Consider the following 26665-nt stretch of genomic DNA (forward strand, 5'->3'; position numbering starts at 1 on the left):
CACGAGATGACGGATCTGGACGACACCGACCGGAAGATTCTGGAATTGCTGCAGGCCGACGGCCGACTCGCAAACGCGGAAATTGCGGAACGGGTTGGATTGTCAGCGCCCGCTTGCTGGAAGAGGCTCAAGCGGCTGGAGACGCGGGTGATCCAGGGCTATCACGCAACCTTGAATCAGCAGGAGCTCGGGCTGGGACTGTTTGCCTTCATCAACATCATGCTCGACAGTCACTCCGAGAAGGCGATGCGTACGTTCGAAGCTGGAGTGATGGCCCTTCCCAACGTGGTGGCCTGCCACAACGTGTCGGGCAAATACGACTATCTGCTACAGGTGGTCGTCCGCGACATGGAGTCCTTTCATCAACTCGCGATGCACCGTATCCGCACCCTAGGCAACATCAAGGAGATGTACACCGGCTTTTCGCTCAAGGAGATCAAGCGCTCAACGAGCCTTCCTCTTTGACGCCTGGATCGCCCTGGTCGTGGCCATATGTCGGATCACTTCGTTTGCGCCTGTTCGTGTTGATCCGCCGTTCCGGCTGAAACACTTGCCGGTCACGCATGTTCCACCGCCCCGCCATTCGCTCGCGCCCCGGACAGCGCAGCCGCGTGCTGAAAGGCAGGGATCGAGCGGGCATCAGCCGCGACTCACTTGATCAGGCGCAGCACATCGCGAAAACGCGGATGACGGCTGGAGCCCAGCCATTCGAACGCGATCATCTCGACCGTCGCGATTTGCGCCCCCGCCGCCCCGAGCCGAGCGATCCCCGCGTCCCGGTCGATCGTCTTGCGCGACCCCACGGCATCGCTGACCACCGTGACTTTGCGGCCGCTGCGCAACAGCCCGAACGCCGTTTGCAACACGCACACGTGCGCCTCGCAACCGGCGACGATGACGCTATTGCGCCCGGCCGGCAATGCATCGACCAGGCCTTCCGCGCACGCGTCGAAATGATCCTTGACGACGGTGTTCGAGCACAGCTCCTTGATCTCCGGTACGTTCCGGCCCAGCTGGACGGGGCTCTGCTCGGTACCCATCACCGGCACGCCGACTATCTGCGCGATACGGGCAAGTCGGACAGCCTGCGCGACGACGGATACCCCTTCGTGGATGGCTGGCATCAGCCGCGCCTGAAAATCTACCAATACGACCACTGAATCGTCGGACACGTGCAGCACGGCGCATTCTCCGGAGTGAAGGTGACGTCACCCGCCATCGACCATCGATGAAGGGTCGCTCTGTCGCAAAATCGTCAGTCCCGCAAAAGACGGATATCGAATCGCATCAGTGGCCGACTGCGTCGATTCGATAAACGATGGCGGGCCCCCAGCCTACCAAACTTGCCGACGTCGTTGGCGCGATCGCATGGCGTCCGGTTCCCCGGATCATCCGCCGGTCCGGTCGCTGGAACGCCGGTTGCTCATCGCTCCGCATTGCCGAATCCATCGCATTCCGCGCCTTCCGTTTGCACCGCCCAAGACACGGCAACAGGCGAACCGTCACGATTCAATTCCGGCTCGTAATCAATCGCCAATACGGATATTGATTGCCAATCCATTTTCACCAAAATCGATAATCAGCGCACCTCCATGTCCTCATGAATTCGCATATTTTACCGACCCGACAGGCAATAATTGCGACCTCATTTCAGAGCATTATTCGAAAACCCTGAAATCATTATTGACTTCGACTTTATCCGAACTTTAGAATCCCCTACGACGGCTTACATTTCGTTTTTCGCGCCGCACACACCAGCGCCGGTACTGTACCGAAACGCCAGCAGAGAAGTTTTCCGTGCCCAGCCGGGGCATCGCCTCCTTTTGTTTTCAATTCCGGCATTAACCGCCAACCGGTTATTTCTCATTCAGTTCGCCTCAGAATCACGTCCTGATTAATTCCATCATTTCCAGGAATTATGCAATTCCGGACGCAGCAGACCGAGCACCCGCTCATTCGATAATTCCCATAAAAATCGCCAGTCATCAGGAGGGACATCAACATGCATTGCCTTGTGAAGTCGCTGTGTCTCGGATTCATCTGCGCCAGCCTGCTCGCGGCCTGCAACGACGACGACGTCAAATCGAGCAATCCGCCGTCGAACACCGCCGCGCTGTCGTTCCGGATGGACACCGGCGGCCAGATCAACGCGTTCTACCGGCAGGACAACGTCGCCGCGCACCTGCTGGTACGCTCGTCGACGAAACCCCGCCTGCTCGTGGTCTTCCCCGCCGGCAACAGCGGCACGGGGCTGTGGTTCGACGACACCGCGCAGCCGGTGAACTGGAGCCTCGACACGCCGCCGTCCGCGCTGTCGGCACCCGACACGCACGGCCGCCCGCTGTACGGCATCGGTGCCGACGTGTCGGTGGACACCGACACGCTGACGATCCGCCAGGGCGTGCTCAGCAACGTGCGCTTCCTGCGCGACTTCAACGGCGGTGCAACGATTCCGCAGCAGATCCTCACCGCGCCGACGGTCCAGGGCAGCGCCGCGCAATGGCAACGCGACCGGATCGACGGCGCGCCCGGCTACTCACTGCGCATCACGCTGCGCGACGGCGGCAGCATCGCGCCGGCAGCGGGCGGCAAGCTCGTCCTGAGCGCCCCGGCGGGCTCGCACACGCTGCGGCTGCATGTCGATGCGCTGTCGGGCGAGACGCCGTTGTCGCCGATCACGCGCGCCGACCTGCTCGCGCCATCGGTGAACCCTGACCCGGTAAGCCAGAACGTGCTCGAGTTCCTGAGCTTCCACGACAAGCTGCTGGCCGGCTCGTGGCAGTACGACACCTACTTCGGCCGCGACACGCTGATCTCGGTGCGCATGCTGATGCCCGTACTCGAACCCGCGGCGATCGAGGCCGGCCTGTCGTCGGTGCTGGGCCGGCTGTCGACCGATGGCAAGGTCGCGCACGAGGAAGGCATCGGCGAATTCGCGCTCGTCGACAACCAGAAGAACGGGCGGCCGAACGATCCGACGCCGACCTACGACTACAAGATGATCGACAGCGACTACCTGCTCGCGCCGATCGCGGCCGCGTGGCTGATCGACGATACGCGCGGCCAGGCCCGCGCGGCCGCCTATCTCGCGCAGCGCGGCAGCGACGGGCAGACCCATGGCAGCCGTCTGGTCGTCAACCTGCTGCATGTCGCGACGACCGCGCAGCCGTTCGCGCAGCAGCCGACAGTCGCGAACCTGATCCACCTGCGGCCCGGCGAGATCGTCGGCAACTGGCGCGACAGCACCGACGGGCTCGGCGGCGGCGTCTACCCGTATGACGTGAATGCCGTGCTCGTGCCGGCCGCGCTTCGCGCAGCGAACGCGTTCCTCACGCGCGGGCTGCTCGACCCTTACCTGGATGCCGGACAACGCGCGACGCTCGCCAACACGGCGAACCAGGCAGCCACCTGGGAAACCCAGGCGCCGCCGCTGTTCCAGGTCAGCGTGCCGGCCGCGCAGGCAGCCACCGACGTGTCGGCCTATGCGCCGTCCGCGGGCGTGCCGGCCGGCGCTGCACCGGGCACACCGCTGTCGTTCTACGCGCTGTCGCTCGATCAGCAGGGCAACCCGATTCCGGTGATGAATTCGGACGGCGGCTTCGCGCTGCTGTTCGGCACGCCGCCGGACGATACGCTTCAGCGGATCGTCACCGACGTCACGCGGCCGTTCCCGACCGGGCTCGTGACCGATGCCGGCATGCTGATCGCGAACCCCGCGTATGCAAGCCAGGCGCTGTGGCCGAAGTTCACCAGTTCCGCGTATCACGGCACGGTGATCTGGTCCTGGCAGCAGGCGATGTGGGTGGCCGGGCTCGATCATCAGCTCGCGCGCCAGGACCTGTCGGCCGCGACGCGCGCGCTGCTCACGCAGGCGCGGCAGACGATCTGGCAGGTGATCTCGAACGGACGCGACATGCGGACGTCGGAAATGTGGACGTGGTCCTACGTGAACGGCAAGTACCAGACCGATGCGTTCGGCACGCGCAGCGCGGATGCGACCGAGGCGAACGCCGCACAACTGTGGAGCACCACGTATCTCGCGATCCGCGATCCGCAGCAGCGCACGGGCAAGTACTGGTGGCAGGCGTCGCAGCAGATGCAGGATGCTCAGCCGAAGAAGAGCGCGGCGGCTCTGGCAACGCGGTAGCGGATCGCCAGTCGCGTGCTGACCGGGTATGCAAAAGCCCCGAGGGCGCTACCGCCTCCGGGGCTTCCTTAGAGATCGAGGCGCTCGACACAGCCTCTGTGCCCGCGTTGCCGAATGTCCCGCGTCCGGTCACCGGCGCCCGCTTGCCGCGCAAACCCGCATCACCGCGCGACGACCCGGTTCCGCCCTTCCCGCTTCGCCTGGTACAACCGTTCGTCGACCACGCGCAGCAACGCATCGACCGTGCTGCCGTCGGCCCCGTATTGCGCGACGCCGACGCTGACCGTCACCTGCACGCGCTTGAAATCGAGCCCGAACGGCGAGCTCGCGATCGACGAACGCACACGCTCGGCCGTCATCCGCGCGCCTTCGAGCGGCATATCCGGCAACAGCGCCATGAACTCCTCGCCGCCGACCCGCGCGAGCCCGCCGGCCGGCCGGATCGCATCGAGGCACTGGCGCACGACGCCGCGCAGCACCTCGTCGCCGATCTGGTGCCCGTATGCATCGTTGATGTTCTTGAAATTGTCGAGATCGAGTGCGAGCAGGCAGAACGGCGTGCCGTCGCGCTCGGCCCGCACCATCTCGCGCTCGACCTGCGCGATGAACTGCCGGCGGTTCGACGCGCCCGTCATCGGATCGGTCGCGGCCATGTATTCGAGCTTCTGGTTCGTGCGCCGCAGTTCCTGCAGCGCGCTCTCGGTACGCGCCATCGATTCCGACAGCCGGCTCATCAGGTCTTCCTGACTGTAGATCGCCGAGAACGAGCGGGTCGTCTGCAACGCCTGCACGACGCCGTAGCTGAGCAGGAAGAAGCCGCCCGCGAAAATCGCGTGCGCGAGCCACCACATGTGATTCCACGGCTTGCCGAGGATGAACGCGAGCGACGACAGCGCGAACGCCATGATCGACACGCCGTAGATCACCATCAGCGGCGAGCGGATCCGCCGCGCGAGCAGCACGGCGACGTTCAGCAGCGAGAACACGAGCGCGCCGCCTTCCATCGACAGCCGCGTGCCCAGCGCGCCCGCAATCGGCGAATACGCGATGTACGCCACGGCCACGTTGACGATCACGAAGAACGCGATCCACGGCAGCCACGTGCGCACGCTCGTGCGTTTCTCGAAGCGATCAGGCGGACGCGAATACGACATCAGGCCCGTGAGCAGCAGGATCGACATCACGAGCCGCGACGCGGGCCCGTACAGCAGGAACAGCCAGATGTTGTGATGCGCCATCCCGGTGAACGCACCGTGCAACGCATAGATCATCGCGAAGCCAAGAAAGCCAAGTGTCAGCCAGCGCAGCAGCGGCTCGCCGGACGACCGGTAGCACACCCACGTCACGTAGGTGACGAACGCGCCTTCGAGGGTCGCGGCAGCAATCGCGATTTCATGGAATGCGTGGCTCTCGAACACGACGTGCGGGTCGCTGAAGAACCACAGATAGGCGATCAGATAGGCGGGCAGCAACGCGAATCCGACCAGCAGGCATTTCGCGTAGAGCCTCGCGGCCGCGCTGACGACGCGCGGCGGTTCCCCGGCTGCATAGGTCGTACTCATTCGGTCCCCGGTCGGTCTGCTGCGTTGGTTCGAACCTTCGCGGCACGGATCGCATAACGCACGATCCGGCCCATCGTGCCGAAAGGCAAATGTCAGAGCAAGTATAGGTGGGGCAATTCGTTTGACAAGTAAGGGGAAACGGCATCGCCGAGCGCACGCCTTTTGCTTCCCGATTGTTTCGAATGGCGACTCGATCGCGCCGATTCGCGTCGCGGCCGCCCGCTTCGCCGAAGCGAAACCGCGGCCGCCTCCTGCCAAAGATCAGAGGATTTCGAACAGGCCGGCCGCGCCCTGCCCGCCGCCGATGCACATCGTGACGACCGCGTACTTCACGCCGCGCCGCTTGCCTTCGATCAGCGCATGGCCCGTCAGGCGCGCGCCCGACACGCCGTACGGATGGCCGACCGCGATCGCGCCGCCGTTGACGTTCAGGCGGTCCTCAGGAATCCCGAGCGTGTCGCGGCAATACAGCACCTGCACCGCGAACGCTTCGTTCAGCTCCCACAGACCGATATCGTCGACCTTCAGCCCCGCCTGCTTCAGCAGCTTGGGCACCGCGAACACGGGGCCGATGCCCATCTCGTCCGGCTCGCAACCGGCCACTGCGAAACCGCGGAACACGCCGAGCGGCTGCAGCCCTTCGCGCTGCGCGACGTCGGCGCTCATCACGACGCAGGCCGACGCGCCGTCCGAGAACTGGCTCGCGTTGCCGGCGGTGATCACGCCGCCCGGCACGGCCGACCGGATCTTCGACACGCCTTCCAGCGTCGTGTCGGGGCGGATCCCTTCGTCGGCCGAGACCGTCACTTCCTTCGTGAACAGGCGGCCCGTCGCCTTGTCGGCGATGCCCGCGAGCACGGTGATCGGCGCGATCTCGTCGCGAAAACGCCCGGCTTCCTGCGCGGCCGCGGCCCGCAGTTGCGACTGCACGCCGTACTCGTCCTGCCGCTCCTTCGAGATGCCGTAGCGCTTCGCGACGTTCTCGGCCGTCTGCAGCATGTTCCAGTAGATCTCGGGCTTGTGCTGGGCCAGCCAGCCTTCCTGGATCATGTGGTGGTTCATCTCGTTCTGCACGCACGAGATCGATTCGACGCCGCCCGCTACATACACTTCGCCTTCGCCCGCGATGATCCGCTGCGCGGCCAGCGCGATGGTCTGCAGCCCCGACGAGCAGAAACGGTTCACCGTCATCCCCGGCACGGTCACGGGCAGCCCCGCGCGCAGTGCGATCTGCCGCGCGATGTTCGCGCCGGTCGCGCCTTCGGGGTTCGCGCAACCCATGATCACGTCCTCGACGCGTGCGGGGTCGAGCTTCGCGCGTTCGAGCGCGGCCGCGACCGCGTGGCCGCCGAGCGTCGCGCCGTGCGTCATGTTGAAAGCACCGCGCCAGGATTTCGCCAGCGGCGTGCGGGCGGTCGATACGATTACGGCTTCGGTCATGCGAGTCTCCTTCGGTCCTGCTTCATGTCCTGAATCGGATGGGGAATGCGCTACGCCGCCGGGCGCGCGCCCGCGGACGTCACATGCGCGACGCCCGCTGCCTGCATCTGCTGCCATGCGTGGGCGAGCGACCCGTTCAGGTCGATCGCACGGCACGCATCGTTGATCACCGCGGCTTCGAAACCGGCCGCACGCGCATCGAGCGCCGACCACGCGACGCAATAGTCGGTCGCGAGCCCGCAGCACCACACGCGCTTCGCACCGAGCTCGCGCAGATAACCCGCGAGCCCGGTGCGCGTCGTGCGGTCGGCTTCGACGAACGCGGAATAGCTGTCGACCTGCGCGTCGCCGCCCTTGCGGATCACGAGCCGCGCATGCGGGATGTCGAGATCGCGGTGCAGCGCCGCGCCTTCGGTGTCCTGCACGCAGTGCACGGGCCACAGCACCTGCTCGCCGTACGGCAGCGCGAGCGTGGAGAACGGTTCGCGGCCCGGATGGTTCGCCGCGAACGACACGTGCTCGCGCGGGTGCCAGTCCTGCGTCAGCACGACCTGGTCGAAGCGTTGCGCGAGCGCGTTGATCACCGGCACGACCGCGTCGCCGTCGGGCACCGCGAGCGCGCCGCCCGGCATGAAGTCGTATTGCACGTCGATCACGAGCAGTACGTCGTCGGTGCGTTTCATTGCGTTTCTCCGGGTATGCGTCGCGCCGCGATCCGGCGCGTCAGCCGTTGAACCCGCGGCCGGCCTTCGCGAGCTCCGCGATCGACGGCGCGAGCTGCCATGCGTCGCCGTTCGGCGCGGCCGCGTAGCGGCGAATCGCGCGCTCGACGTTGTAGAGGCCGACCACGTCCGCGTACAGCATCGGGCCACCGCGCCACAGCGGGAAGCCGTAGCCGGTCAGGTAGACCATGTCGATATCGGACGCCTTCGACGCGATCTTCTCCTCGAGAATCTTCGCGCCTTCGTTGACGAGCGCGAACACGAGCCGCTCGACGATCTCGTCGTCGCCGATCTTGCGCCGCTCGACGCCGCGCTCCTTCGAATACGCGACGACCATCTCGTCGACGAGCGAAGACGGCTTCGCCTTGCGCTCGCCCGGCACGTAGTCGTACCAGCCGGCGCCCGTCTTCTGGCCGAAGCGGCCCTGCTCACACAGGCGGTCGGCGATCTTCGAGTACTGGAGATCGGGCTGCTCGACGTAGCGGCGCTTGCGGATCGCCCAGCCGATGTCGTTGCCGGCGAGGTCGCTCATCCGGAACGGCCCCATCGCGAAACCGAATTTCTCGATCGCACGATCGACCTGTGCGGGCAGCGCGCCTTCCTCGAGCATGAAGAGCGCCTGGCGGATGTACTGCTCGATCATCCGGTTGCCGATGAAGCCATCGCACACGCCCGACACGACCGCCGTCTTGCGGATCTTCTTCGCGACGGCCATCACGGTGGCGAGCACGTCCTTCGCGGTCTGCGCGCCGCGCACGACCTCGAGCAGCTTCATCACGTTCGCCGGGCTGAAGAAGTGCATGCCGACGACGTCCTGCGGGCGCTTCGTGAACGCCGCGATCTTGTCGACGTCGAGCGTCGACGTGTTCGACGCGAGGATCGCGCCCGCCTTCGCAACTTCGTCGAGCTTCGTGAACACCTGCTCCTTCACGCCGAGTTCCTCGAACACGGCCTCGACGATCAGGTCGGCGTCCTTCAGGTCGTCGTAGGACAGCGTCGGCGTGATCAGCGCCATGCGCGCGTCGAGCTTTTCCTGCGTGAGCTTGCCCTTCTTCACCTGCGCGTCGTAGTTCTTGCGGATCGTCGCGATGCCGCGCTCGAGCGCGTCCTGTTTCGTCTCGAGCAGCGTGACGGGCAGGCCTGCGTTGATGAAGTTCATCGCGATCCCGCCGCCCATCGTGCCCGCACCGATCACGCCGACGCGGCGAATCTCGCGCAGCGGCGTATCGGCCGGCACATCGGGAATCTTGCTCGCCGCGCGCTCACCGAAGAACGCGTGCCGCAGCGCGCGGCTTTCCGGCGTCATCATCAGCGCGACGAAACCGTCGCGCTCGGCCACGCTGCCCTTGTCGAAACCATGCAGCACGCCGGCCTCGATCGCGTCGATGCACTTGTGCGGCGCGGGGAAGTTCGGTGCGGCGGCCTTCGCCGAATTGCGCGCGAACTGGATGAAGCCCGCGGCGTTCGGGTGAACGATCTTGCGATCGCGCACGCGCGGATGCGGCCCCTTCTGGGCACCGACCTTGCGCGCGAACGCGACGGCCGCGTCGAGCAGGTCGCCATCGGCCATTTCGTCGAACAGCCCGCTCTTCGCCAGCTGCTCCGACGGCACGGGCGCGCCCGACACGATCATGTTCAGCGCGGTTTCGAGCCCTACCGCGCGCGGCAAGCGCTGCGTGCCGCCCGCGCCCGGCAGCAGGCCGAGCTTCACTTCGGGCAGCGCGACCTGCGCGCCGGGTGCCGCGACACGGTAGTGCGCGCCGAGCGCGAGCTCGAGGCCGCCACCCATCACGACGCTGTGCAGCGCCGCGACGACGGGTTTCGCGCTCGCCTCCACCGCACGAATCACGGTGTGCAGCGTCGGCTCCTGCAGCGCCTTCGGCGTATTGAATTCGGTAATGTCGGCGCCGCCCGAGAATGCGCGTCCCGCGCCGGTCAGCACGATGGCCGTGACCGACGGGTCCTGCGCAGCGCGATCGAGCGCGTCCATGACGCCCTGACGGGTCGACAGGCCTAGCCCGTTGACGGGCGGATTGTTGAGCGTAAGGACGGCCACGCCGTCGCGAGTCGAGTAATCCACTGCCATCTGCCTGCCTCCATGCATCGCGCGCCGGGGTGGCTGCGCTTCATTGTGCGCGGTCGAACAGCCGCATGTCCGAATGAACTGAGGCAGCATACAACGAAAAAGCACGGTCGTTCAATTTGAATTTTATTCCCGATCCGGGGACGGATCGGGCGACCGCTGCGCGAGCCGCTTCTGGCCCGGGCGCCGGCGTTACGGCTCGCAGACCGCCGTCGGCAACACGTAATCGCGGAACGTCTCGCGCAGCTTCAGCTTCTGCAGCTTGCCGGTGGCGGTATGCGGCAGCGATTCGACGAACACGACGTCGTCGGGAATCCACCATTTCGCGACCTTGCCTTCGTAGAACGCGAGCAGCGCGTCACGGCTCAGGTTCGCCCCTTCGCGCGGCACCACGACGAGCAGCGGGCGCTCGGTCCATTTCGGATGCGCACAGGCGATGCACGCGGCCTCGGCCACGCCCGGGTGCGCGATCGCGACGTTCTCGATGTCGATCGAACTGATCCACTCGCCGCCCGACTTGATCACGTCCTTGCTGCGGTCGGTGATCTGCAGGAAGCCGTCGGGGTCGATCGTCGCGACGTCGCCGGTCGGGAACCAGCCGTCCGACAGCGGCGACGACTCGCCGCGAAAGTAGTGGTCGATCACCCACGGGCCGCGCACCTGCAGCTCGCCGAACGCGACGCCGTCCCACGGCAGCTCGTGGCCGTCCTCGCCGACGATGCGCATGTCGACACCGCAGATCACGCGGCCCTGCTTCTCGAGCAGCTTGCGCTGCGCGTCGAGCGGCCGCTGCGATTGCGCCCAGTTGAGCTTCGCGAGCGTGCCGAGCGGCGACAGTTCGGTCATCCCCCATGCGTGGATCACGCGCACGCCGTATTCGTCCTCGAAGGTGCGCAGCATCGCGGGCGGGCACGCGGAGCCGCCGATCACCGTGCGGTTCAGCGTCGAGAAGCGCACGCCGGCTTCGCGCATGTAATTGAGCAGCCCGAGCCACACGGTCGGCACGCCCGCGGAGAACGTCACGCGCTCCGCTTCCATCAGCTCGTACAGCGATTTCCCGTCGAGATCCTTGCCGGGCAGCACGAGCTTGCCGCCCGTGAGCGGCACCGCGTACGGCAGCCCCCATGCGTTGACGTGGAACATCGGCACGACGGGCAGCACGGCGTCCATCGCGGACAGGTTCATCGCGTCGGGCAGCGCGGCGCCGTACGCGTGCAGCACGGTCGAGCGGTTCGAATACAGCACGCCCTTCGGGTTGCCGGTCGTGCCCGACGTGTAGCAGAGCCCCGACGCCTGCTGCTCGTCGAGGCGCGGCCAGTCGTAGCGGCCGTCCTCCGCTTCGACGAGGGTTTCATAGCAGAGGAACGGCGTCGTGCCGGACGGCAGGTGCGCGGCGTCCGTCATCGCGACCCAGCCCTTCACGTGCGGGCATTGCGGCGCGATGGCGTCGACGAGCGGGGCGAAATTGATGTCGAAGAAGACGTAGCGGTCGTCCGCGTGATTGACGATGTACGCGATCTGCTCGGGGAACAGGCGCGGGTTGATCGTGTGGCACACGGCGCCCATGCCGCCGATCCCGTAATACGCTTCCAGATGCCGGTAGCCGTTCCACGCCAGCGTGCCGACGCGATCGCCGGTCTCGACACCGAGCCGCGCGAGGGCCTGCGCCAGCTGCTTCGCGCGGCGTTCGCAATCGCGGTACGTGTAGCGATGCAGATCGCCTTCCACGCGCCTCGACACGATCTCCGTATCGCCGGCATGCCGTGCGGCATGAGAAATCAGCGAGGACACCAGCAACGGCATGTCCATCATCTGGCCCAGCAACGGTTTACCCATCGTCTTGTTCTCCGTGAGGATGCGAATCGGTGCTCTGCGACGCGCCCGTCAGCGGCCCCGGACGGGCGTGGCGCACGGTGCGCGCGCCACCATGCGGGCGGCGCGGCGCCGCCTTACAATATCGGCTTACCCAGAGGCGCTCAACATGTCGTTTTCCCGAAGCGAAGCCGATCCGGCTGACACTCTCCCCGACCTCGCCGCCACGCTCGGCGCACCCGCCGAAGGTGCGTTCGTCACGCTCGGCGACGCGTTTCATACGCGGCTGCCGGCCGCGCCGCTAGCCGCGCCGTACGTCGTCGGCTTTTCCGATGAAGTCGCGCAATTGCTCGACCTGCCGCCGTCGATCGCCGCGCAGCCCGGCTTCGCCGAGCTGTTCGCCGGCAATCCGACGCGCGACTGGCCCGCGCACGCGATGCCGTACGCATCGGTGTATTCCGGCCACCAGTTCGGCGTGTGGGCCGGCCAGCTCGGCGACGGCCGCGCGCTGACGATCGGCGAGCGCACCGGCACGGATGGCCGCCGCTACGAGCTGCAGTTGAAAGGCAGCGGCCGCACGCCGTACTCGCGGATGGGCGACGGCCGCGCGGTGCTGCGCTCGTCGATCCGCGAATTCCTGTGCTCGGAAGCGATGCATCACCTCGGCATCCCGACCACGCGCGCGCTGACGGTGATCGGCTCCGACCAGCCGGTGGTGCGCGAGGAGATCGAGACCTCGGCCGTCGTCACGCGCGTGTCGGAGAGCTTCGTGCGCTTCGGCCACTTCGAGCACTTCTTCTCGAACGATCGCCCCGACCTGCTGCGCCAGCTCGCCGATCACGTGATCGACCGCTTCTACCCGGATTGCCGCGGCGCCGACGATCCGTACCTCGCGCTGCTCGAGGCCGCGACGCTGCGCACGGCCGACCTCGTCGCGCAATGGCAAGCCGTCGGCTTCTGCCACGGCGTGATGAACACCGACAACATGTCGATCCTCGGCGTGACGATCGACTACGGCCCGTTCGGCTTCGTCGACGCGTTCGACGCGAACCACATCTGCAATCACTCGGATACGAGCGGGCGCTATGCGTACCGGATGCAGCCGCGCATCGCGCACTGGAACTGCTATTGCCTCGCGCAGGCGCTGCTGCCGCTGATCGGGCTGCAGCACGGCATCGCCGACGACGACGCGCGCGCCGAGCGTGCGGTGGAAGACGCGCAGGCCGCGCTCGCGAAGTTCCCGGAACGTTTCGGCCCCGCGCTCGAACGCGCGATGCGCGCGAAGCTCGGCCTCGAGCTCGAACGCGAGAACGATGCCGAGCTCGCCAACAAGCTGCTCGAAACGATGCATGCGAGCCACGCGGATTTCACGCTGACGTTCCGCCGGCTCGCACAGATCTCGAAGCACGACGCGAGCCGCGACGCGCCGGTGCGCGACCTGTTCATCGACCGCGACGCATTCGATGCGTGGGCGAACCTCTATCGCGCGCGGCTGTCCGAGGAAACGCGCGACGACGCCGCACGCGCGGCCGCGATGAATCGTGCGAACCCGAAATACGTGTTGCGCAACCATCTGGCCGAAGTCGCGATCCGGCGCGCGAAGGAAAAGGATTTTTCGGAAGTCGAGCGACTCGCGCAGATCCTGCGCCGGCCGTTCGACGAACAACCGGAGCATGAAGCGTACGCGGCGTTGCCGCCCGACTGGGCCGGGTCGCTCGAAGTGAGCTGCTCGTCCTGAGCCCCAACCCGCGCGTATCGACCGACCGATCAGGAGAACCCCACATGTCCCACGATTCCGACGACAAGACCTTCCCGTACCAGAAGGACGACGCCGAACTGCGCCGCCGGCTCACGCCGATGCAGTACGAAGTCACGCAGCACGCGGCCACCGAGCGTGCGTTCACCGGCGAATACACCGACACCGAAGACACCGGCATCTACCACTGCGTCGTCTGCAGCACGCCGCTGTTCGAATCCGGCGCCAAATTCCATTCGGGCTGCGGCTGGCCAAGCTACTTCAAGCCGCTCAACGGCGAGGTGATCGACGAAAAGGTCGACTACTCGCACGGGATGGTGCGCGTCGAGGTGCGCTGCAACCACTGCGGCGCGCATCTCGGCCACGTCTTCGAGGACGGCCCGCGCGACCAGACCGGTTTGCGCTACTGCATCAATTCGGCTGCGTTAAACTTCGAGTCCCGACCCGAAAACGAATGAGCGGCGCCGGGCGGATCCGCGGGGCGCCCCACGCCGCCGCCCGATCCGCTCCAGCGGTGCCTGGCGGGTCCCTACAACGGTGAAAGGCCGCGCAAGCGGCCTTTCACGCAGCTGCGAGCGCCATGAAATTCCTGTTCGATCTGTTTCCGATCATCCTGTTTTTTGTCGCCTTCAAGGTCTGGGGCATCTTTACCGCCACCGCCGTCGCGATCGTCGCGACGCTGGCCCAGGTCGCATGGGTCGCCTTCCGGCACCGGAAGGTCGACACGATGCTGTGGGTCAGCCTCGGCGTGATCGTCGTCTTCGGTGGCGCCACCCTCGTCCTGCATGACGAGAAATTCATTCAATGGAAACCGACTGTGCTGTACTGGCTGTTTGCGATCGGGCTGCTCGCCGCGCGCTATGCGTTCGGCAACAACCTGATCGAGAAGATGATGGGCAAGCAGCTCACGCTGCCGCACCCCGTGTGGGACAAGCTGAACGTCGCCTGGGCGCTGTTCTTCGCGGTGCTCGGCGTCGCGAACCTGTACGTGGTGCACAACTTCACCGAATCGCAATGGGTGAACTTCAAGCTGTTCGGCACGACCGGCGCGATGGTCGTGTTCATCATCCTGCAGAGCCTGTGGCTCACGAAATACCTGAAGGACGAGTGACATGACGGACGCCTTTCTCCACGCGTCGCCCGACGAACGCATCGCGCTGATCGAAGCGCGCCTCAACGCGGCGCTCGCCCCGCTGTCGCTCACCGTGCGCGACGACAGCGCGCAGCACGCGGGCCATGCCGGCGCGTCCGCCGGCGGCCACTTCACGGTCACGATCGTGTCGGCCGCCTTCGCGGGCAAGCCGCGCGTCGCGCGGCACCGGCTGGTGTATGATGCGCTCGCTGATGCGATGCAGCGCGGCATTCACGCGCTCGCGATCGTGGCTTACACGCCCGAAGAATTCAACGAATCTTCAATCTAGTCTCATTAGGAATTCCCGATGATCCTGAAATCCCCCCGCCTGTGGGTCGCGGCGGCTGCTTTCGCAGCGGCACCGGCATTTGCCCAGAACATCGCTGTCGTCAACGGCACGCCGATTCCGAAGTCGCGCGCCGACGCCATGGTGGCTCAGCTCGTCCAGCAAGGCCAGGCCGACAGCCCGCAACTGCAGCAGGCCGTGCGCCAGGAACTCGTGAACCGCGAAATCCTGATGCAGGAAGCAATCCGCGAAGGCATCCCGAACCGTCCCGACGTGAAGGCGCAAGTCGCCGTCGCGCAGCAGACCGTCGTGCTGCGTTCGATGATCGAGAGCTTCCTGAAGAAGAACCAGCCGACCGACGCCGAAGTGAAGGCGCGCTACGACGACCTCGTCAAGAGCGCCGGCGGCAACCGCGAATACCACCTGCACCACATCCTCGTCGACAACGAACAGCAGGCGAAGGACCTGATCGCGAAGATCAAGGCCGGCGCGAAGTTCGAGGATCTCGCGAAGCAATACTCGAAGGATCCGGGTTCGGGCAAGAACGGCGGCGATCTCGACTGGTCCGATCCGAAGGCGTACGTGCCGGAATTCGCGGCAGCTGCGCAGAAGCTGCAGAAAGGCCAGATGACCGACACGCCGGTGAGGACGCAGTACGGCTGGCACATCATCCGCGTCGACGACATCCGCGACGTCGCCCCGCCGCCGCTCGAGCAGGTGAAGGCGCAGATCGCGCAGCAGCTCGTGCAGCAGAAGCTGCAGGCGTTCGAGGAAGGTCTGCGCCAGCAGGCGACCGTCAAGTAACGCCGGCACGCGCCGCACGCGCATCGAAAAGCCGCTCTTCGGAGCGGTTTTTTTATGGTCCGCGCACTGACTGCCGGTGCATCACGCTGCGCCGCGCTCCACCTCCACCAAAAGAAAAGCCGCTCCGAAGAGCGGCCTTTCGCGTGCACCAGATCGACTCGCGCTACGCGGGATAGAACACGTCGTGATAACGAACGTCGCCCGACGGCCGTGGCGCCGAATCGTCGAGCGACAGCGCCAGGAAATACTCGGGCGGCACGCCCGGGAACACGATGTCGCCGGATGGCGCAAAGCCGAACCGCGTGTAATAAGCAGGTTCGCCGAGCAGGACGCAGCCGCGCGCGCCAAGCCGGCGCAACGCGTCGAGCCCCGTGCGCACCAGCCCCGCGCCGATACTTTGCCGCTGGCAGTCGGGCAGCACCGCGAGCGGCGCCAACCCGTACCAGCCGTCGAACGGTTCGCCGCCGATCGACACCGGCGAGAACGCAACGTGCCCGATCAGGCGGCCGTCGCGCTCCGCGACGAGCGATACGCTCAGCGCACCGTCCACCCGCAGCGTGTCGACGATCCGCCGTTCGAACTGCCCGCCTTCCGGTTCGCCCGCGAACGCGGCAACGATCACGCGACCGATCGCGTCGGCCTCGCTCGCGCGCGCGTCGCGCAGCGTGACGACCTCGACCGGCGCGTTCGGGTCGAACATCATCCCGATCAGCCGATCCAGCGGCGCGCGTTGCGGAACACGCGCATCCACGGGCTCGCTTCACCCCAGCTTTCCGGGTGCCAGCTCATCGCGACGGTACGATGCACACGCTCCATGTGCGGCATCAGCACCGAGAAGCGGCCGTCGGCCGTCGTGACCGACGTGATGCCGGCCGGCGAGCCGTTCGGGTTGAACGGATAGCCCTCGGTCGCTTCGCCGCGGTGGTCGACGAAGCGCATCGCGACCGCGACGCGATCGATGTCGCCCTGCTGCGAGAAGTCCGCATAGCCTTCGCCGTGCGCGACTGCGACCGGAATCCGCGAACCTTCCATGCCCGCGAAGAAGATCGACGGCGACTTCTCCACTTCGACGAACGAGAAGCGCGCCTCGAACTGCTCGGACTTGTTGCGCGTGAACTTCGGCCACGCTTCCGCGCCCGGGATCATCGACGCGAGGCTCGACAGCATCTGGCAGCCGTTGCAGATGCCGAGCGCGAACGTGTCGGGACGCGCGAAGAAGGCCGAGAACATGTCGGCGAGGTTCGCGTTGAAGCGGACCGTCTTCGCCCAGCCTTCGCCCGCGCCCAGCACGTCGCCGTACGAGAAGCCGCCGCATGCGACCGCACCCGCGAAATCGGCGAGCGTTGCACGGCCGGCGAGCAGGTCGCTCATGTGCACGTCGTGCGCATCGAAGCCCGCGCGGTCGAACGCGTAGGCCGTTTCCAGATGCGAGTTCACGCCCTGCTCGCGCAGGATCGCGACGCGCGGCCGTGCGCCGGTCGCGATGAACGGCGCGGCGATGTCGTCGGCCGGATCGAAGCTCAGCACCGGCGAGAGGCCCGGATCGGCCACGTCAAGCAGCGCGTCGTATTCGGCATCCGCGCACGCGGGGTTGTCGCGCAGGCGCGCGATGCGCCAGCTCACTTCGCTCCAGGCGCGATGGAGTTCGCTGCGCGGTGCGTCGAAGACCTTCTTCGCGTCGCGGTACACCTCGATCACGTCGCGGTCGTTGACCGAGCCGATCACATGCGAGCACGCCGACAGGCCGAACTCGCGCAGCGCGCCGAGCACCGCATCACGGTCGGACGCACGCACCTGCACGACGGCGCCGAGTTCCTCGGAGAACAGCGCGCGCAGCGTGCGGTCTTCGCGACGGCCGCTCGTCTGCTTCGCCCAGTCCTTCGCGTCGCCGTAGTCGGATTCGTGATTCGGGTCGAGCGTCAGCATGTCGACGTTCAGCGACACGCCCGCGTGGCCCGCGAACGCCATTTCGCACACCGTCGCCCACAGGCCGCCGTCCGAGCGGTCGTGGTACGCGAGCAGCTTGTCCTGCGCATTGAGCGACTGGATCGCGTTGAAGAAACGCTTCAGGTCTTCCGCGTCGTCGACGTCCGGCGTCGTGTTGCCGACCTGCTGCGTGACCTGCGCGAAGATGCTGCCGCCCATCCGGTTCTTGCCGCGGCCGAGATCGATCGCGATCAGCACGCTGTCGCCCGCGTCGGCGATGCGGCGCAGCTGCGGCGTCAGGTGACGGCGCACGTCCTCGACCGGCGCGAACGCGGAGATGATCAGCGACACCGGCGACACCACTTCCTTCGCGACGCCCTGCTCGTCCCACTTCGTCTTCATCGACAGCGAATCCTTGCCGACCGGGATGCCGATCCCGAGTGCCGGGCACAGCTCCATGCCGATCGCCTTGACCGTGTCGAACAGCGCGGCGTCCTCGCCGGCCGTGCCGCACGCAGCCATCCAGTTCGCCGACAGCTTCAGCTTGTCGAGCGACGCGATCGGCGCGCTCGCGATGTTCGTGATCGCCTCGCCGACCGCCATGCGGCCCGAGGCCGGCGCGTTGATCACCGCGAGCGGCGTGCGCTCGGCCATCGTCATCGCCTCGCCCTTGAAGCCCGCGTAGTCGAGTGCCGTGACCGCGCAGTCGGCCACCGGCACCTGCCACGGGCCGACCATCTGGTCGCGCACCGACGTGCCGCCGACCGAACGGTCGCCGATCGTGATCAGGAACGACTTGCTGCCGACCGTCGGGTGCTTCAACACGTCGACCGCGACCTCCGACAGCGCGATGCCCGTCACGTCGACGGGGGCGCGCTCGGTTGCCACGCGCGTAACGTCGCGATGCATGCGCGGCGGCTTGCCGAGCAGCACTTCCATCGGCATGTCGACCGGGTATTCGTCGGCGCCCGTTGCTTCGTCGTCGACGAGCTTCAGCTGGCGTTCGTCGGTCGCGACACCGACCACCGCGAACGGGCAACGCTCACGTGCGCAGATCGCCTCGAAGCGCGGCAGGTCGGCCGGTGCAATCGCCAGCACGTAGCGCTCCTGCGCTTCGTTCGACCAGATTTCGCGCGGCGACAGGCCCGATTCCTCGAGCGCGACCTTGCGCAGCTCGAAGCGCGCGCCCTTGCCCGCACCGTCGACGATCTCGGGGAACGCGTTCGACAGGCCGCCCGCACCGACGTCGTGGATGCTCAGGATCGGGTTTTCCGCGCCGAGCTGCCAGCAGCCGTTGATCACTTCCTGTGCGCGACGTTCGATTTCGGGGTTGCCGCGCTGCACGGAGTCGAAGTCGAGTTCGGCCGTGTTCGCACCGGTCGCCATCGAGCTCGCAGCGCCGCCGCCCATCCCGATCCGCATGCCGGGGCCGCCGATCTGGATCAGCAGCGAGCCTGCCGGCACGTCGTGCTTGTGCGTATGTTGATCCGCGATGTTGCCGAGGCCGCCCGCGATCATGATCGGCTTGTGATAGCCATGTACCTTGCCGCCGACGTTCTGCTCGTACACGCGGAAGTAGCCGCCGAGGTTCGGGCGGCCGAATTCGTTGTTGAACGCGGCGCCGCCGAGCGGGCCGTCGATCATGATCTGCAGCGGCGACGCGATGCGGTCCGGACGGCCGTACGGGCCGTGCGCGTCGTTCGGGTTGCGCTCGCCGACCGGCTGCGCCGCGTCACGTGCGTTTTCCCACGACTGTCGGGCATCCGGCAGGTCGAGGTTCGACACGGTGAAGCCCGTGAGGCCGGCCTTCGGACGCGCACCGCGGCCCGTCGCGCCTTCGTCGCGGATCTCGCCGCCCGCGCCGGTCGCCGCACCCGGGAACGGCGAGATCGCCGTCGGGTGGTTGTGCGTCTCGACCTTCATCAGCGTGTGCGTGAGCTCGGTGTGGCGGCCGTAGCGCTCGCCCGGCTCGCCGGCCGCGCCTGCGTTGCGCGGGAACCAGCGTTCGGCTTCGGCACCGACCATGATCGACGAGTTGTCCGAATACGCGACGATCGTGCCCTGCGGGTTCAGCTTCTCGGTGTTGCGGATCATCGCGAACAGCGACATGTCCTGCGCTTCGCCGTCGATCGTCCACTGCGCGTTGAAGATCTTGTGGCGGCAGTGTTCGCTGTTCGCCTGCGCGAACATCATCAGTTCCACGTCGGTCGGATTGCGTTCCAGCTTGCGGAACGCGTCGACCAGGTAGTCGATCTCGTCATCGGCGAGCGCGAGGCCCAGCTCGGCGTTCGCGCGTTCGAGCGCGCCGCGGCCGACGCCCAGCACGTCGACGCTCGCGAGCGCCTTGGCCGGCAGTTCGTCGAACAGGTGCTTCGCGTCGTCGCGTGCCGCGACCACGCTTTCGGTCATCCGGTCATGCAGCGCGGCCGCGACGGCTGCGCGCGCGTCGTCCGACAGCGCCTTCTTGCCGCCGAGCAGGCCCGACTTCAGCGTGACCGTGAATTCGATGCCGCGCTCGATGCGGCGCACCTGCGTGAGGCCGCAGTGCTGCGCGATGTCGGTCGCCTTGCTCGCCCACGGCGAGACCGTGCCGAAGCGCGGCAGCACGACGAAGGTCTCGGCCGTACCCTTCTCGGCTGCCGGCTCGAACGGCGCGCCGTAGTGCATCAGCGCATCGATGCGCGCGCTGTCGTCGGCCGACAGCGGCTCGGCCGCATTGACGAAGTGCAGGAACTGCCCGCGCACCGCGACGATGTTGGCGTCGATTTGCTTGAGCGTGTCGAGCAGACGGGTTTGACGGAAATCGGAGAGGGCCGAAGCGCCGGGAAAACACGAGAAGTGAGCCATGGGCTGGACTGACGTCGATGAGTCGCGCAAGGTGGCGACGTGGGGCGAAAGGTAGGGTAGCCCCCCTTCCTTACGGAAGAAGGGCCCCCTAAGAACCGTACGTGCGAGTTTCCTCGCATACGGCTCAAGCCTACAAGAGCAAAATCTGGCCTACGGCCAGACCGGCTTAGTTACTGCAATTTTACCGGCGTGCACCTGCCGATGACAGTCCGGATGTAGCAAAACCCGGTTGGAGAGAGAGTCCGATCCGCCATGCATCCGATATTCCAGATGATGATCGTGCCAACCCGTCTCGTCCGTCAGGGCACTGCCGCAATGCGCACAACAGCCGCTTTGTGACATGTACAGCGAGGCCCATTGCTTCCGATAGCGCATCGAATTCCACATACGCTCCTGCCGCAACTCTTCGCCGTACTGCTCCATCGTGGGATCGAAGGGATTGAAGTCCCCTCTCACCTTCTTGTGCCTTCTGATTTCCGTACCGCTGAGTTGGTACATCTCCAGAAGGCCCTTACTGCCGTCTTCGCGCACCGTGGGCGCCGCGAACACCCAATTACGGTTTCCGACCGTGTGAAAGTACTTCCTCTTCACCCAGTCTTTACCCTTGTTTGGATGCCGCCGTTTCGACCACCGCCAGAGCCTCCTGACCACGAGATGCTCCATGCGGGTGTACGCCTGCTTGGCAACTACGGGGCTGTGATACTGCGCCCATCCCCGTAGCATCGGGTTCAGCAGAAGGATCAAGCTCTCCTGCTTCGCCGCCTTGTTACCGCTGATTGTTTCCTCGACCTTGCGATAGAACGTCTTTACGTTCTTCTTGCTCGGTTTGATGAGCAGCGTTCCCGAGTACTTCCGGAAATTCCACCCAAGGAAATCGAAACCGTCGTTGATGTGGACGATCCGCGTTTTTTCCTCGGAAAGTTGCAGTCCTCGTTGTGCGAGGAAGGCTTCCACCCAAGGTCTGACATCGTCTTCTAGCACCTCTTGCGAAGTGCCGGTGATCACGAAGTCGTCGGCGTACCGCACCACTCTCACCTTCAGCTTCTTGGCCCGAACAATCCCGAACGTGGCATTCAGATGCCCCGCAAGTTCTCGTTCAAGCCCATTCAGCGTCACATTGGCCAACGTCGGGGAAATGATGCCTCCCTGTGGCGTACCGGCCTCAGTCGCCTGTAGCTGCCCTTCGTAAATCAGGCCAGCCTTCAACCACTTCCGGAGAATCCCCTTGTCCATTGGGACGTGGTTCGCCAGCCAGTCATGGTTGATGTAGTCGAAGCAACCTTTGATGTCTGCCTCCAGAACCCATTGGGCCGAAGCTTTCTGAGCCAAAGAGACAAACAACTGCGACATGGCGTCGGCCGTTGAGCGGTTGATCCGAAACCCATATGAGTTCGGGTCGCTCGTCGATTCCGACACCGGCTCCAGGGCCAGCAAGTACAAGGCTTGCATCGCCCTGTCCCGCATGGTCGGTATGCCCAGAGGGCGTAACTTCCCATTGGCCTTGGGGATAAAGACCCTCCGTAATGGCAGAGGCCTGTATCCGCGCCGCTTCAACCTGCCGACAGCTTCCCATCGGCTCTCAGGCGTGTCCCACAGTTCGCGATCGACTCCAGCCGTTCGCGCACCTTGGTTTTGCGTAACACGTCGTACCGCGTACAACTTCGCGGACAACGTGCGGGTCAGCATCCGTTGCAGGGCTTTCACCCTGCGCCAGTCACCTTCCCGCGTCGCCTTCGCAATTCGAATCTGCATCCCTCTCACGTTCCGTTCCACGCGACGCCAATCGACGTCGTGCCAGTGGTTCGGCGCATGGGAAAGCGCAGACCCACCCTTACGGGTAGATACTTTCATGCTGCTCTCCTGCTCAAAGAAGTGAATCCCTTCGCGGAAAGCAACACGCCCCTTGCGGGAGCGTTTTGCTCCCACAAGGGAAAAGAACAACACTGATGGCTAAGAAACCACCAGCAATCACTATTTCAGCTTGAGGGTTAGTCAGCCGTCTTGCGACGGTAGACCAGACGGAAGTCTGCCCGCTTTCGCGTGGGGTGATGTCTCAACCCCTATCCGAGCCATTACAACCCGGCATTCGCTTTTTCCGTCCTCCCATACCCGCACGGCCAACAACATCCCTTGCGGTCTGCCTGCCGAGCCAATGGCCCGGCAGCCATACGGGCTTACCACGTTCCCGGCGTGTCACACGACTGGTTTAGGTCCTGCCTCTTCCCCGGCGGTCCGATGACGACGTAACCCGAACCTTCAGCGGGTTATCCGACCGCGCACCTTTTGGTCGATGCCTAACAGCAGCTTTGGCACCACAATTATTACGAGGTTTATCAGCAGTTCACTTACGTTGACCCTGCCAGTCAGCCTAGCTCCTCGATCCGATTGCTGCTCCGAATCTCCACGTGGAGATCTCACGATCTCCACGCGCCCGATACATCCGGGGGCTTCATTGTCGGGAGAGCTTCACACCCCACCGTTACCAGTGACGCATGTCTCCCTAGGCTACTGCTGGTCGTACAACAGGTTCACTATCTCCCGACCACTGAGAGATTGAACAATGACACACCGAGCTTTCGCTCGTCTCAAGCTTCGAAACCCCAAGCCACGCATGTCTTGAGGAATTGCATACAACACCCCACCGAGTCGGCGGAGGTGAAGCCGCTGACTGGGCGGGTCCTGACGGTAATCAGGCCAATGCAATGCGATGTCCAGTTGAATGCAGCACACCGAACATCGCCTATGGCGACACCCGGAGTACCCAACCGGGTTCGCTTCGTTACCAATAAAAAGTACAGCGCTTGTGGGCAGTTGCACTCGGAAGCTCGCGCTTCTTCGTGATGCACCGCGGTGTACTTCTCGCAGCCGGTCAAGGTTTCCCCTCCAGACACTGCTAGTCGATGTCCCTTACGTTGGGACTACCCGGACACGAGCGTGCGTGTCGCACGAAGGCCGTAATTATACCCGGAAGTCGGTCGCCCAAGACCGGCCGTTCGGCAGCCCGCATGCACCGCAACGGTGCCGCGGTGCGCGCCGTGCACGGATCGCTCACCGGATCGCCCGCCGGGCCGCCCTGCGCGGGCGCGGCAACCGGCGGCCGTGGCGCGGCTGCACGATCCCTGCTCGCCCGGCGCCGGTTCGCGCGATTTTGGCGCTATCATTCCGGGTTCACCGGGCCGGGGCCCTCAGCGAATTCTCACCGGACGGCGCCTGCGCGTCGCCCGTCATCGAAGCAATCCATGGATGTCATCGTCATCGGCGGCGGAATCAGCGGCGTCGCCACCGCCTACCAGTTGCGCGCGGCTGGCCACCGCGTGTGCGTGGTCGAACGCCACGCGACCGTCGCGCAGGGTGCGACCTACGGCGACGGCGGCGCGCTGCAGCCGAGCCCGCTCGACGTCTGGTTCGGCCCGACCTTCATGCGCCAGCGCCAGCCGCGCGACAGCGGCATCGTCTACAAGCCGGGCTTCAACGGCGGCGTGCGCCGCTTCGTCAAGCAGCTCGGCACGCTGCGCGAGCCCGACGCGTTCGCCGCCCAGTACGCGCGGCTGCGCCCGCTGATCGACGCGTCGCGCGACACGCTCGCCGACATCGAGACGCACCTCGAACTCGAATTCGACCAGAAGCCCGGCATCCTGCACGTCGTGCGCGATCCGCGCGACTGGGACGCGATGCAGCCCGCGCTCGACCTGCTGCGCACGCTCGACCAGCCGTACCGCCTGCTCTCCGCCGACGAATGCGCGGCCATCGAGCCGTCGGTGCCGGCCGAGCCCGGCTTCGCCGGCGGCGTGCTGCTCGAGACCGAACGCACCGGGAATTGCCCGCTGTTCACGAAGCTGGTCAAGCAGGCGCTCGACGAGCATGGCGTGCAGTTCCGCTTCGGCGCGGAAGTCGCCGCGATCCGCGTCGACACGGGCCGCGCCGCGGTCGAGCTCGTCCCGACCGGCGACCGGCGCGCGTCGAATGCGCGCGAGGTCGACGTGATTTCCGCCGACGCGATCGTGGTCGCCGCCGGCGCCGGCAGCCTGCCGCTGCTCGCCCGGCTCGGCTGGCGCCTGCCGCTGCATCCGGTGCGCGTCCATACGCTCACCGCGCCGATCGCCTACGAAGAACACGTGCCGCACCTGAACGTCATCGATTCGATCAAGCGGATCTCGATCACGCGCACTCACCAGCGGCTGCGCGTCGGCGGCGGCGCCGTGCTGCAGAGCGTGCCCGACACCGCGAAACCGCTCGCCGAGCCACTGTCCGAGGCGGCGCTCGCGCTGCTCGGCCAGGCCGTCCACGACTGGGTGCCTGGTGCCGCCAGGATCTCGGCCGCGTTGTCGTGGCAAGGCATGCAGCTGCTGTCGCCGGACGGCCTGCCGGTCGTCGGTCCGACCCCGCATCCGCGCGTATTCGTCAATTTCGGGCACGGCCCGGCCGGTTGGGGGCTCGCATGCGGGTCTGCTAAAGTGGTGACCGACTATCTGGGCGGCGACCTGCAACACTGGCCCGCCGACACGCTCGCCGCGCTGCGCGCCGGGCGCTTCACGACCTGACCGCCGCGGGCTCGTCCCCGGCGGCCGCCTTGCCAGCCGCCACGACCCCGCGATGACCGTTACCCGCCCGCTCCCCGATTCCGATCCCGTTGCGCTGCTGCGCGTCGCCGACCTGCGCACGGCCGAAGCCCGCGCCGCCGCGGCGCTGCCGCCGCATACGCTGATGGCGCGCGCCGGCGCCGCCGCCGCGCGCTGGCTGTCCGAGCGCGCGGCCGGCGACGACCGCCCCGTCTGGTTCGCGGTCGGCCCGGGCAACAACGGCGGCGACGCGCTGGTTGCCGCCGCGCACCTCCAGCAGCTTGGCGTCGCGACGCAGGCATGGATGCCGGTGCCGGTGAAGCCGGACGACGCGCAATGGGCGCTCGGCCTCGCGCGCGCAGCCGGCGTGCCGCTGGCGGCCACGCCACCGGCTTCGCTGGACGGCTATGCGTGGATCGTCGACGGGCTGTTCGGCATCGGTCTCGGCCGCGCGCTCGACGGTGCATTCGCCGAGCAGGCGGCGCGCATCGCCGCGCACGCGCGCAGCGGCGGCCACGTCCTCGCGCTCGATGTGCCGAGCGGGCTCGACAGCGATACGGGCCGGATCGTCGGCGCGGGCGTCGCCGTCGCCGCCACCCATACGCTCACCTTCATCGGCGCGAAGCCCGGCCTCTATACCGGCGAAGGCCGGGATCTCGCCGGCGAGATCGACGTCGCCTCGCTCGACGTCGCACCGCCCGCCGCGCCGGCCATCGTGCTGAACGCGCCCGCGCAGTTCGCCGCCGCCCTGCCCGCGCGCGCCTTCGCGTCCCACAAGGGCACGTTCGGCAGCCTCGCAGTGCTCGGCGGCGACACGGGCATGTGCGGCGCGCCGATCCTGGCCGCCCGCGCCGCGCTGTTCACGGGTGCCGGCAAGGTGCACGTCGGTTTCCTCGGCGCCGGCGCGCCGCCGTATGACCCGCCGTTCCCCGAACTGATGCTGCACCCGGCCGACGGCCTCGATCTCGACGCGATGACCGCGATCGCGGCCGGCTGCGGACTGGGCACGCGCGAAGCCGCGGCGACGCTCGTGCGCGACGTGCTCGCGCACGACGCCGCGACGCTGCTCGATGCCGACGCGCTGAACCTCGTCGCGACGCATGCGGATCTCGCGGCCGCGGTCGCCACGCGCGGTGCGCGCGGCAATCCGTGCGTGCTGACGCCTCACCCGCTCGAGGCCGCGCGACTGCTCGGCAGCGACACCGCAACGGTCCAGCGCGACCGCGTCGCGGCCGCGCAGGCGCTCGCCGCGCGCCATGCCGCCATCGTCGTGCTGAAAGGCTCGGGCACGGTGATTGCGGCGCCCGACGGCCGCGTGACGATCAATCCGACCGGCAACGCGGCGCTCGCCACCGGCGGCACCGGCGACGTGCTCGGCGGCCTGATCGGCGCGTTGCTCGCGCAGCGCGTCGCGCCATACGAAGCGGCGCTCGCAGGCGTCTACCTGCACGGCCTCGCGGCCGACACGCTGACCGCAAACTGCACGGGCCCGGCCGGACTCACGGCCGGCGAACTCGCGCCGATGGTGCGCACGCTGATCAATCGCCTTTTTTATGCGTCGCCGCGCGCCGACACATAACGCCGCTATA

Annotated in this window: 18 protein-coding genes; 9 read left to right on the forward strand and 9 right to left on the reverse strand. The window is 66.5% G+C overall.

Features of this window, described 5'->3' with window-relative positions:
* The first annotated feature begins 6 nt into the window (after nt 1-6).
* Entirely contained in the window at nt 7-465 is a 459-nt protein-coding gene (locus ACN8ZM_RS10230) for an Lrp/AsnC family transcriptional regulator (protein WP_043188112.1), read from the forward strand.
* A 185-nt stretch (nt 466-650) separates the two neighbouring features.
* Here the strand turns inward: ACN8ZM_RS10230 and ACN8ZM_RS10235 are convergent, their stop codons facing one another.
* The gene (locus ACN8ZM_RS10235; RefSeq protein WP_420209918.1) at nt 651-1181 is read right to left on the reverse strand and encodes an isochorismatase family protein; all 531 of its coding nucleotides are present in this window, start codon (nt 1179-1181) and stop codon (nt 651-653) included.
* An 821-nt stretch (nt 1182-2002) separates the two neighbouring features.
* Between ACN8ZM_RS10235 and ACN8ZM_RS10240 the strand changes: the two genes are divergently transcribed.
* Nucleotides 2003-4147, forward strand: coding sequence for a hypothetical protein (locus ACN8ZM_RS10240; RefSeq protein WP_420209919.1), 2145 nt, complete (start codon nt 2003-2005; stop codon nt 4145-4147).
* A 161-nt stretch (nt 4148-4308) separates the two neighbouring features.
* Here the strand turns inward: ACN8ZM_RS10240 and ACN8ZM_RS10245 are convergent, their stop codons facing one another.
* The 5 genes from ACN8ZM_RS10245 to ACN8ZM_RS10265 all read right to left on the reverse strand — a co-directional run bounded on the left by ACN8ZM_RS10245 (nt 4309) and on the right by ACN8ZM_RS10265 (nt 11790).
* Complete coding sequence (locus tag ACN8ZM_RS10245; protein ID WP_043188106.1) at nt 4309-5709, reverse strand: sensor domain-containing diguanylate cyclase; 1401 nt, start codon at nt 5707-5709, stop codon at nt 4309-4311.
* A gap of 261 nt (nt 5710-5970) precedes the next feature.
* Nucleotides 5971-7149 (reverse strand): acetyl-CoA C-acyltransferase, encoded by a 1179-nt coding sequence (locus ACN8ZM_RS10250; protein ID WP_043188105.1) that lies wholly within the window; start codon nt 7147-7149, stop codon nt 5971-5973.
* Between the two features lie 50 nt (nt 7150-7199).
* Nucleotides 7200-7832 carry a bifunctional nicotinamidase/pyrazinamidase gene (gene pncA / locus ACN8ZM_RS10255; RefSeq protein ID WP_089445808.1) on the reverse strand — a complete coding sequence of 211 codons (633 nt, stop codon included), beginning with the start codon at nt 7830-7832 and terminating at the stop codon, nt 7200-7202.
* A gap of 40 nt (nt 7833-7872) precedes the next feature.
* Nucleotides 7873-9957 carry a 3-hydroxyacyl-CoA dehydrogenase NAD-binding domain-containing protein gene (locus ACN8ZM_RS10260; protein ID WP_043188098.1) on the reverse strand — a complete coding sequence of 695 codons (2085 nt, stop codon included), beginning with the start codon at nt 9955-9957 and terminating at the stop codon, nt 7873-7875.
* A gap of 189 nt (nt 9958-10146) precedes the next feature.
* On the reverse strand, nt 10147-11790 hold the full coding sequence (locus ACN8ZM_RS10265; RefSeq protein WP_205823326.1) for a 3-(methylthio)propionyl-CoA ligase: 1644 nt from the start codon (nt 11788-11790) through the stop codon (nt 10147-10149).
* Between the two features lie 145 nt (nt 11791-11935).
* Here ACN8ZM_RS10265 and ACN8ZM_RS10270 point away from each other — a divergent pair, with 145 nt between their 5' ends.
* The 5 genes from ACN8ZM_RS10270 (at nt 11936) to ACN8ZM_RS10290 (ending at nt 15744) form a co-directional block, all read left to right on the forward strand.
* Nucleotides 11936-13504: a protein adenylyltransferase SelO gene (locus ACN8ZM_RS10270; RefSeq protein ID WP_420209920.1), complete on the forward strand. Its 1569-nt coding sequence runs from the start codon at nt 11936-11938 to the stop codon at nt 13502-13504.
* A gap of 44 nt (nt 13505-13548) precedes the next feature.
* Entirely contained in the window at nt 13549-13980 is a 432-nt protein-coding gene (gene msrB, locus ACN8ZM_RS10275; RefSeq protein ID WP_301811161.1) for a peptide-methionine (R)-S-oxide reductase MsrB, read from the forward strand.
* 122 nt (nt 13981-14102) lie between these two features.
* Nucleotides 14103-14633 carry a septation protein A gene (locus ACN8ZM_RS10280; RefSeq protein WP_043188089.1) on the forward strand — a complete coding sequence of 177 codons (531 nt, stop codon included), beginning with the start codon at nt 14103-14105 and terminating at the stop codon, nt 14631-14633.
* Between the two features lies 1 nt (nt 14634).
* The gene (locus ACN8ZM_RS10285) at nt 14635-14943 is read left to right on the forward strand and encodes a BolA family protein (RefSeq protein ID WP_043188087.1); all 309 of its coding nucleotides are present in this window, start codon (nt 14635-14637) and stop codon (nt 14941-14943) included.
* A gap of 18 nt (nt 14944-14961) precedes the next feature.
* On the forward strand, nt 14962-15744 hold the full coding sequence (locus ACN8ZM_RS10290; RefSeq protein ID WP_043188085.1) for a peptidylprolyl isomerase: 783 nt from the start codon (nt 14962-14964) through the stop codon (nt 15742-15744).
* A gap of 163 nt (nt 15745-15907) precedes the next feature.
* Here ACN8ZM_RS10290 and ACN8ZM_RS10295 read toward each other — a convergent pair whose 3' ends face one another.
* The 3 genes from ACN8ZM_RS10295 to ltrA form a co-directional block, all read right to left on the reverse strand.
* On the reverse strand, nt 15908-16447 hold the full coding sequence (locus ACN8ZM_RS10295; RefSeq protein ID WP_420210993.1) for a GNAT family N-acetyltransferase: 540 nt from the start codon (nt 16445-16447) through the stop codon (nt 15908-15910).
* A 5-nt stretch (nt 16448-16452) separates the two neighbouring features.
* Nucleotides 16453-20517: a phosphoribosylformylglycinamidine synthase gene (gene purL / locus ACN8ZM_RS10300; protein ID WP_420209921.1), complete on the reverse strand. Its 4065-nt coding sequence runs from the start codon at nt 20515-20517 to the stop codon at nt 16453-16455.
* 150 nt (nt 20518-20667) lie between these two features.
* Nucleotides 20668-22368, reverse strand: a complete 1701-nt coding sequence (gene ltrA / locus ACN8ZM_RS10305; RefSeq protein ID WP_420209922.1) for a group II intron reverse transcriptase/maturase — start codon at nt 22366-22368, stop codon at nt 20668-20670.
* A 1388-nt stretch (nt 22369-23756) separates the two neighbouring features.
* On the opposite strand from ltrA, the gene ACN8ZM_RS10310 reads away from it, so the two are divergent.
* Nucleotides 23757-25058, forward strand: a complete 1302-nt coding sequence (locus ACN8ZM_RS10310; protein ID WP_043188080.1) for an FAD-dependent oxidoreductase — start codon at nt 23757-23759, stop codon at nt 25056-25058.
* Between the two features lie 52 nt (nt 25059-25110).
* Nucleotides 25111-26655: an NAD(P)H-hydrate dehydratase gene (locus ACN8ZM_RS10315; protein WP_420209923.1), complete on the forward strand. Its 1545-nt coding sequence runs from the start codon at nt 25111-25113 to the stop codon at nt 26653-26655.
* Nucleotides 26656-26665 lie beyond the last annotated feature (10 nt).

It is taken from the genome of Burkholderia aenigmatica, assembly GCF_048627025.1.
GTDB classification, from domain to species: domain Bacteria; phylum Pseudomonadota; class Gammaproteobacteria; order Burkholderiales; family Burkholderiaceae; genus Burkholderia; species Burkholderia aenigmatica.

Coding starts and splice junctions, on each gene's coding strand:
- ACN8ZM_RS10230 (WP_043188112.1), top strand. CDS start 7: ATGACGGATCTGGACGACACCGACCGGAAGATTCTGGAATTGCTGCAG.
- ACN8ZM_RS10240 (WP_420209919.1), top strand. CDS start 2,003: ATGCATTGCCTTGTGAAGTCGCTGTGTCTCGGATTCATCTGCGCCAGC.
- ACN8ZM_RS10245 (WP_043188106.1), bottom strand. CDS start 5,709: ATGAGTACGACCTATGCAGCCGGGGAACCGCCGCGCGTCGTCAGCGCG.
- ACN8ZM_RS10250 (WP_043188105.1), bottom strand. CDS start 7,149: ATGACCGAAGCCGTAATCGTATCGACCGCCCGCACGCCGCTGGCGAAA.
- pncA (WP_089445808.1), bottom strand. CDS start 7,832: ATGAAACGCACCGACGACGTACTGCTCGTGATCGACGTGCAATACGAC.
- ACN8ZM_RS10260 (WP_043188098.1), bottom strand. CDS start 9,957: ATGGCAGTGGATTACTCGACTCGCGACGGCGTGGCCGTCCTTACGCTC.
- ACN8ZM_RS10265 (WP_205823326.1), bottom strand. CDS start 11,790: ATGGGTAAACCGTTGCTGGGCCAGATGATGGACATGCCGTTGCTGGTG.
- ACN8ZM_RS10270 (WP_420209920.1), top strand. CDS start 11,936: ATGTCGTTTTCCCGAAGCGAAGCCGATCCGGCTGACACTCTCCCCGAC.
- msrB (WP_301811161.1), top strand. CDS start 13,549: ATGTCCCACGATTCCGACGACAAGACCTTCCCGTACCAGAAGGACGAC.
- ACN8ZM_RS10280 (WP_043188089.1), top strand. CDS start 14,103: ATGAAATTCCTGTTCGATCTGTTTCCGATCATCCTGTTTTTTGTCGCC.
- ACN8ZM_RS10285 (WP_043188087.1), top strand. CDS start 14,635: ATGACGGACGCCTTTCTCCACGCGTCGCCCGACGAACGCATCGCGCTG.
- ACN8ZM_RS10290 (WP_043188085.1), top strand. CDS start 14,962: ATGATCCTGAAATCCCCCCGCCTGTGGGTCGCGGCGGCTGCTTTCGCA.
- ACN8ZM_RS10295 (WP_420210993.1), bottom strand. CDS start 16,447: ATGATGTTCGACCCGAACGCGCCGGTCGAGGTCGTCACGCTGCGCGAC.
- purL (WP_420209921.1), bottom strand. CDS start 20,517: ATGGCTCACTTCTCGTGTTTTCCCGGCGCTTCGGCCCTCTCCGATTTC.
- ltrA (WP_420209922.1), bottom strand. CDS start 22,368: ATGAAAGTATCTACCCGTAAGGGTGGGTCTGCGCTTTCCCATGCGCCG.
- ACN8ZM_RS10310 (WP_043188080.1), top strand. CDS start 23,757: ATGGATGTCATCGTCATCGGCGGCGGAATCAGCGGCGTCGCCACCGCC.
- ACN8ZM_RS10315 (WP_420209923.1), top strand. CDS start 25,111: ATGACCGTTACCCGCCCGCTCCCCGATTCCGATCCCGTTGCGCTGCTG.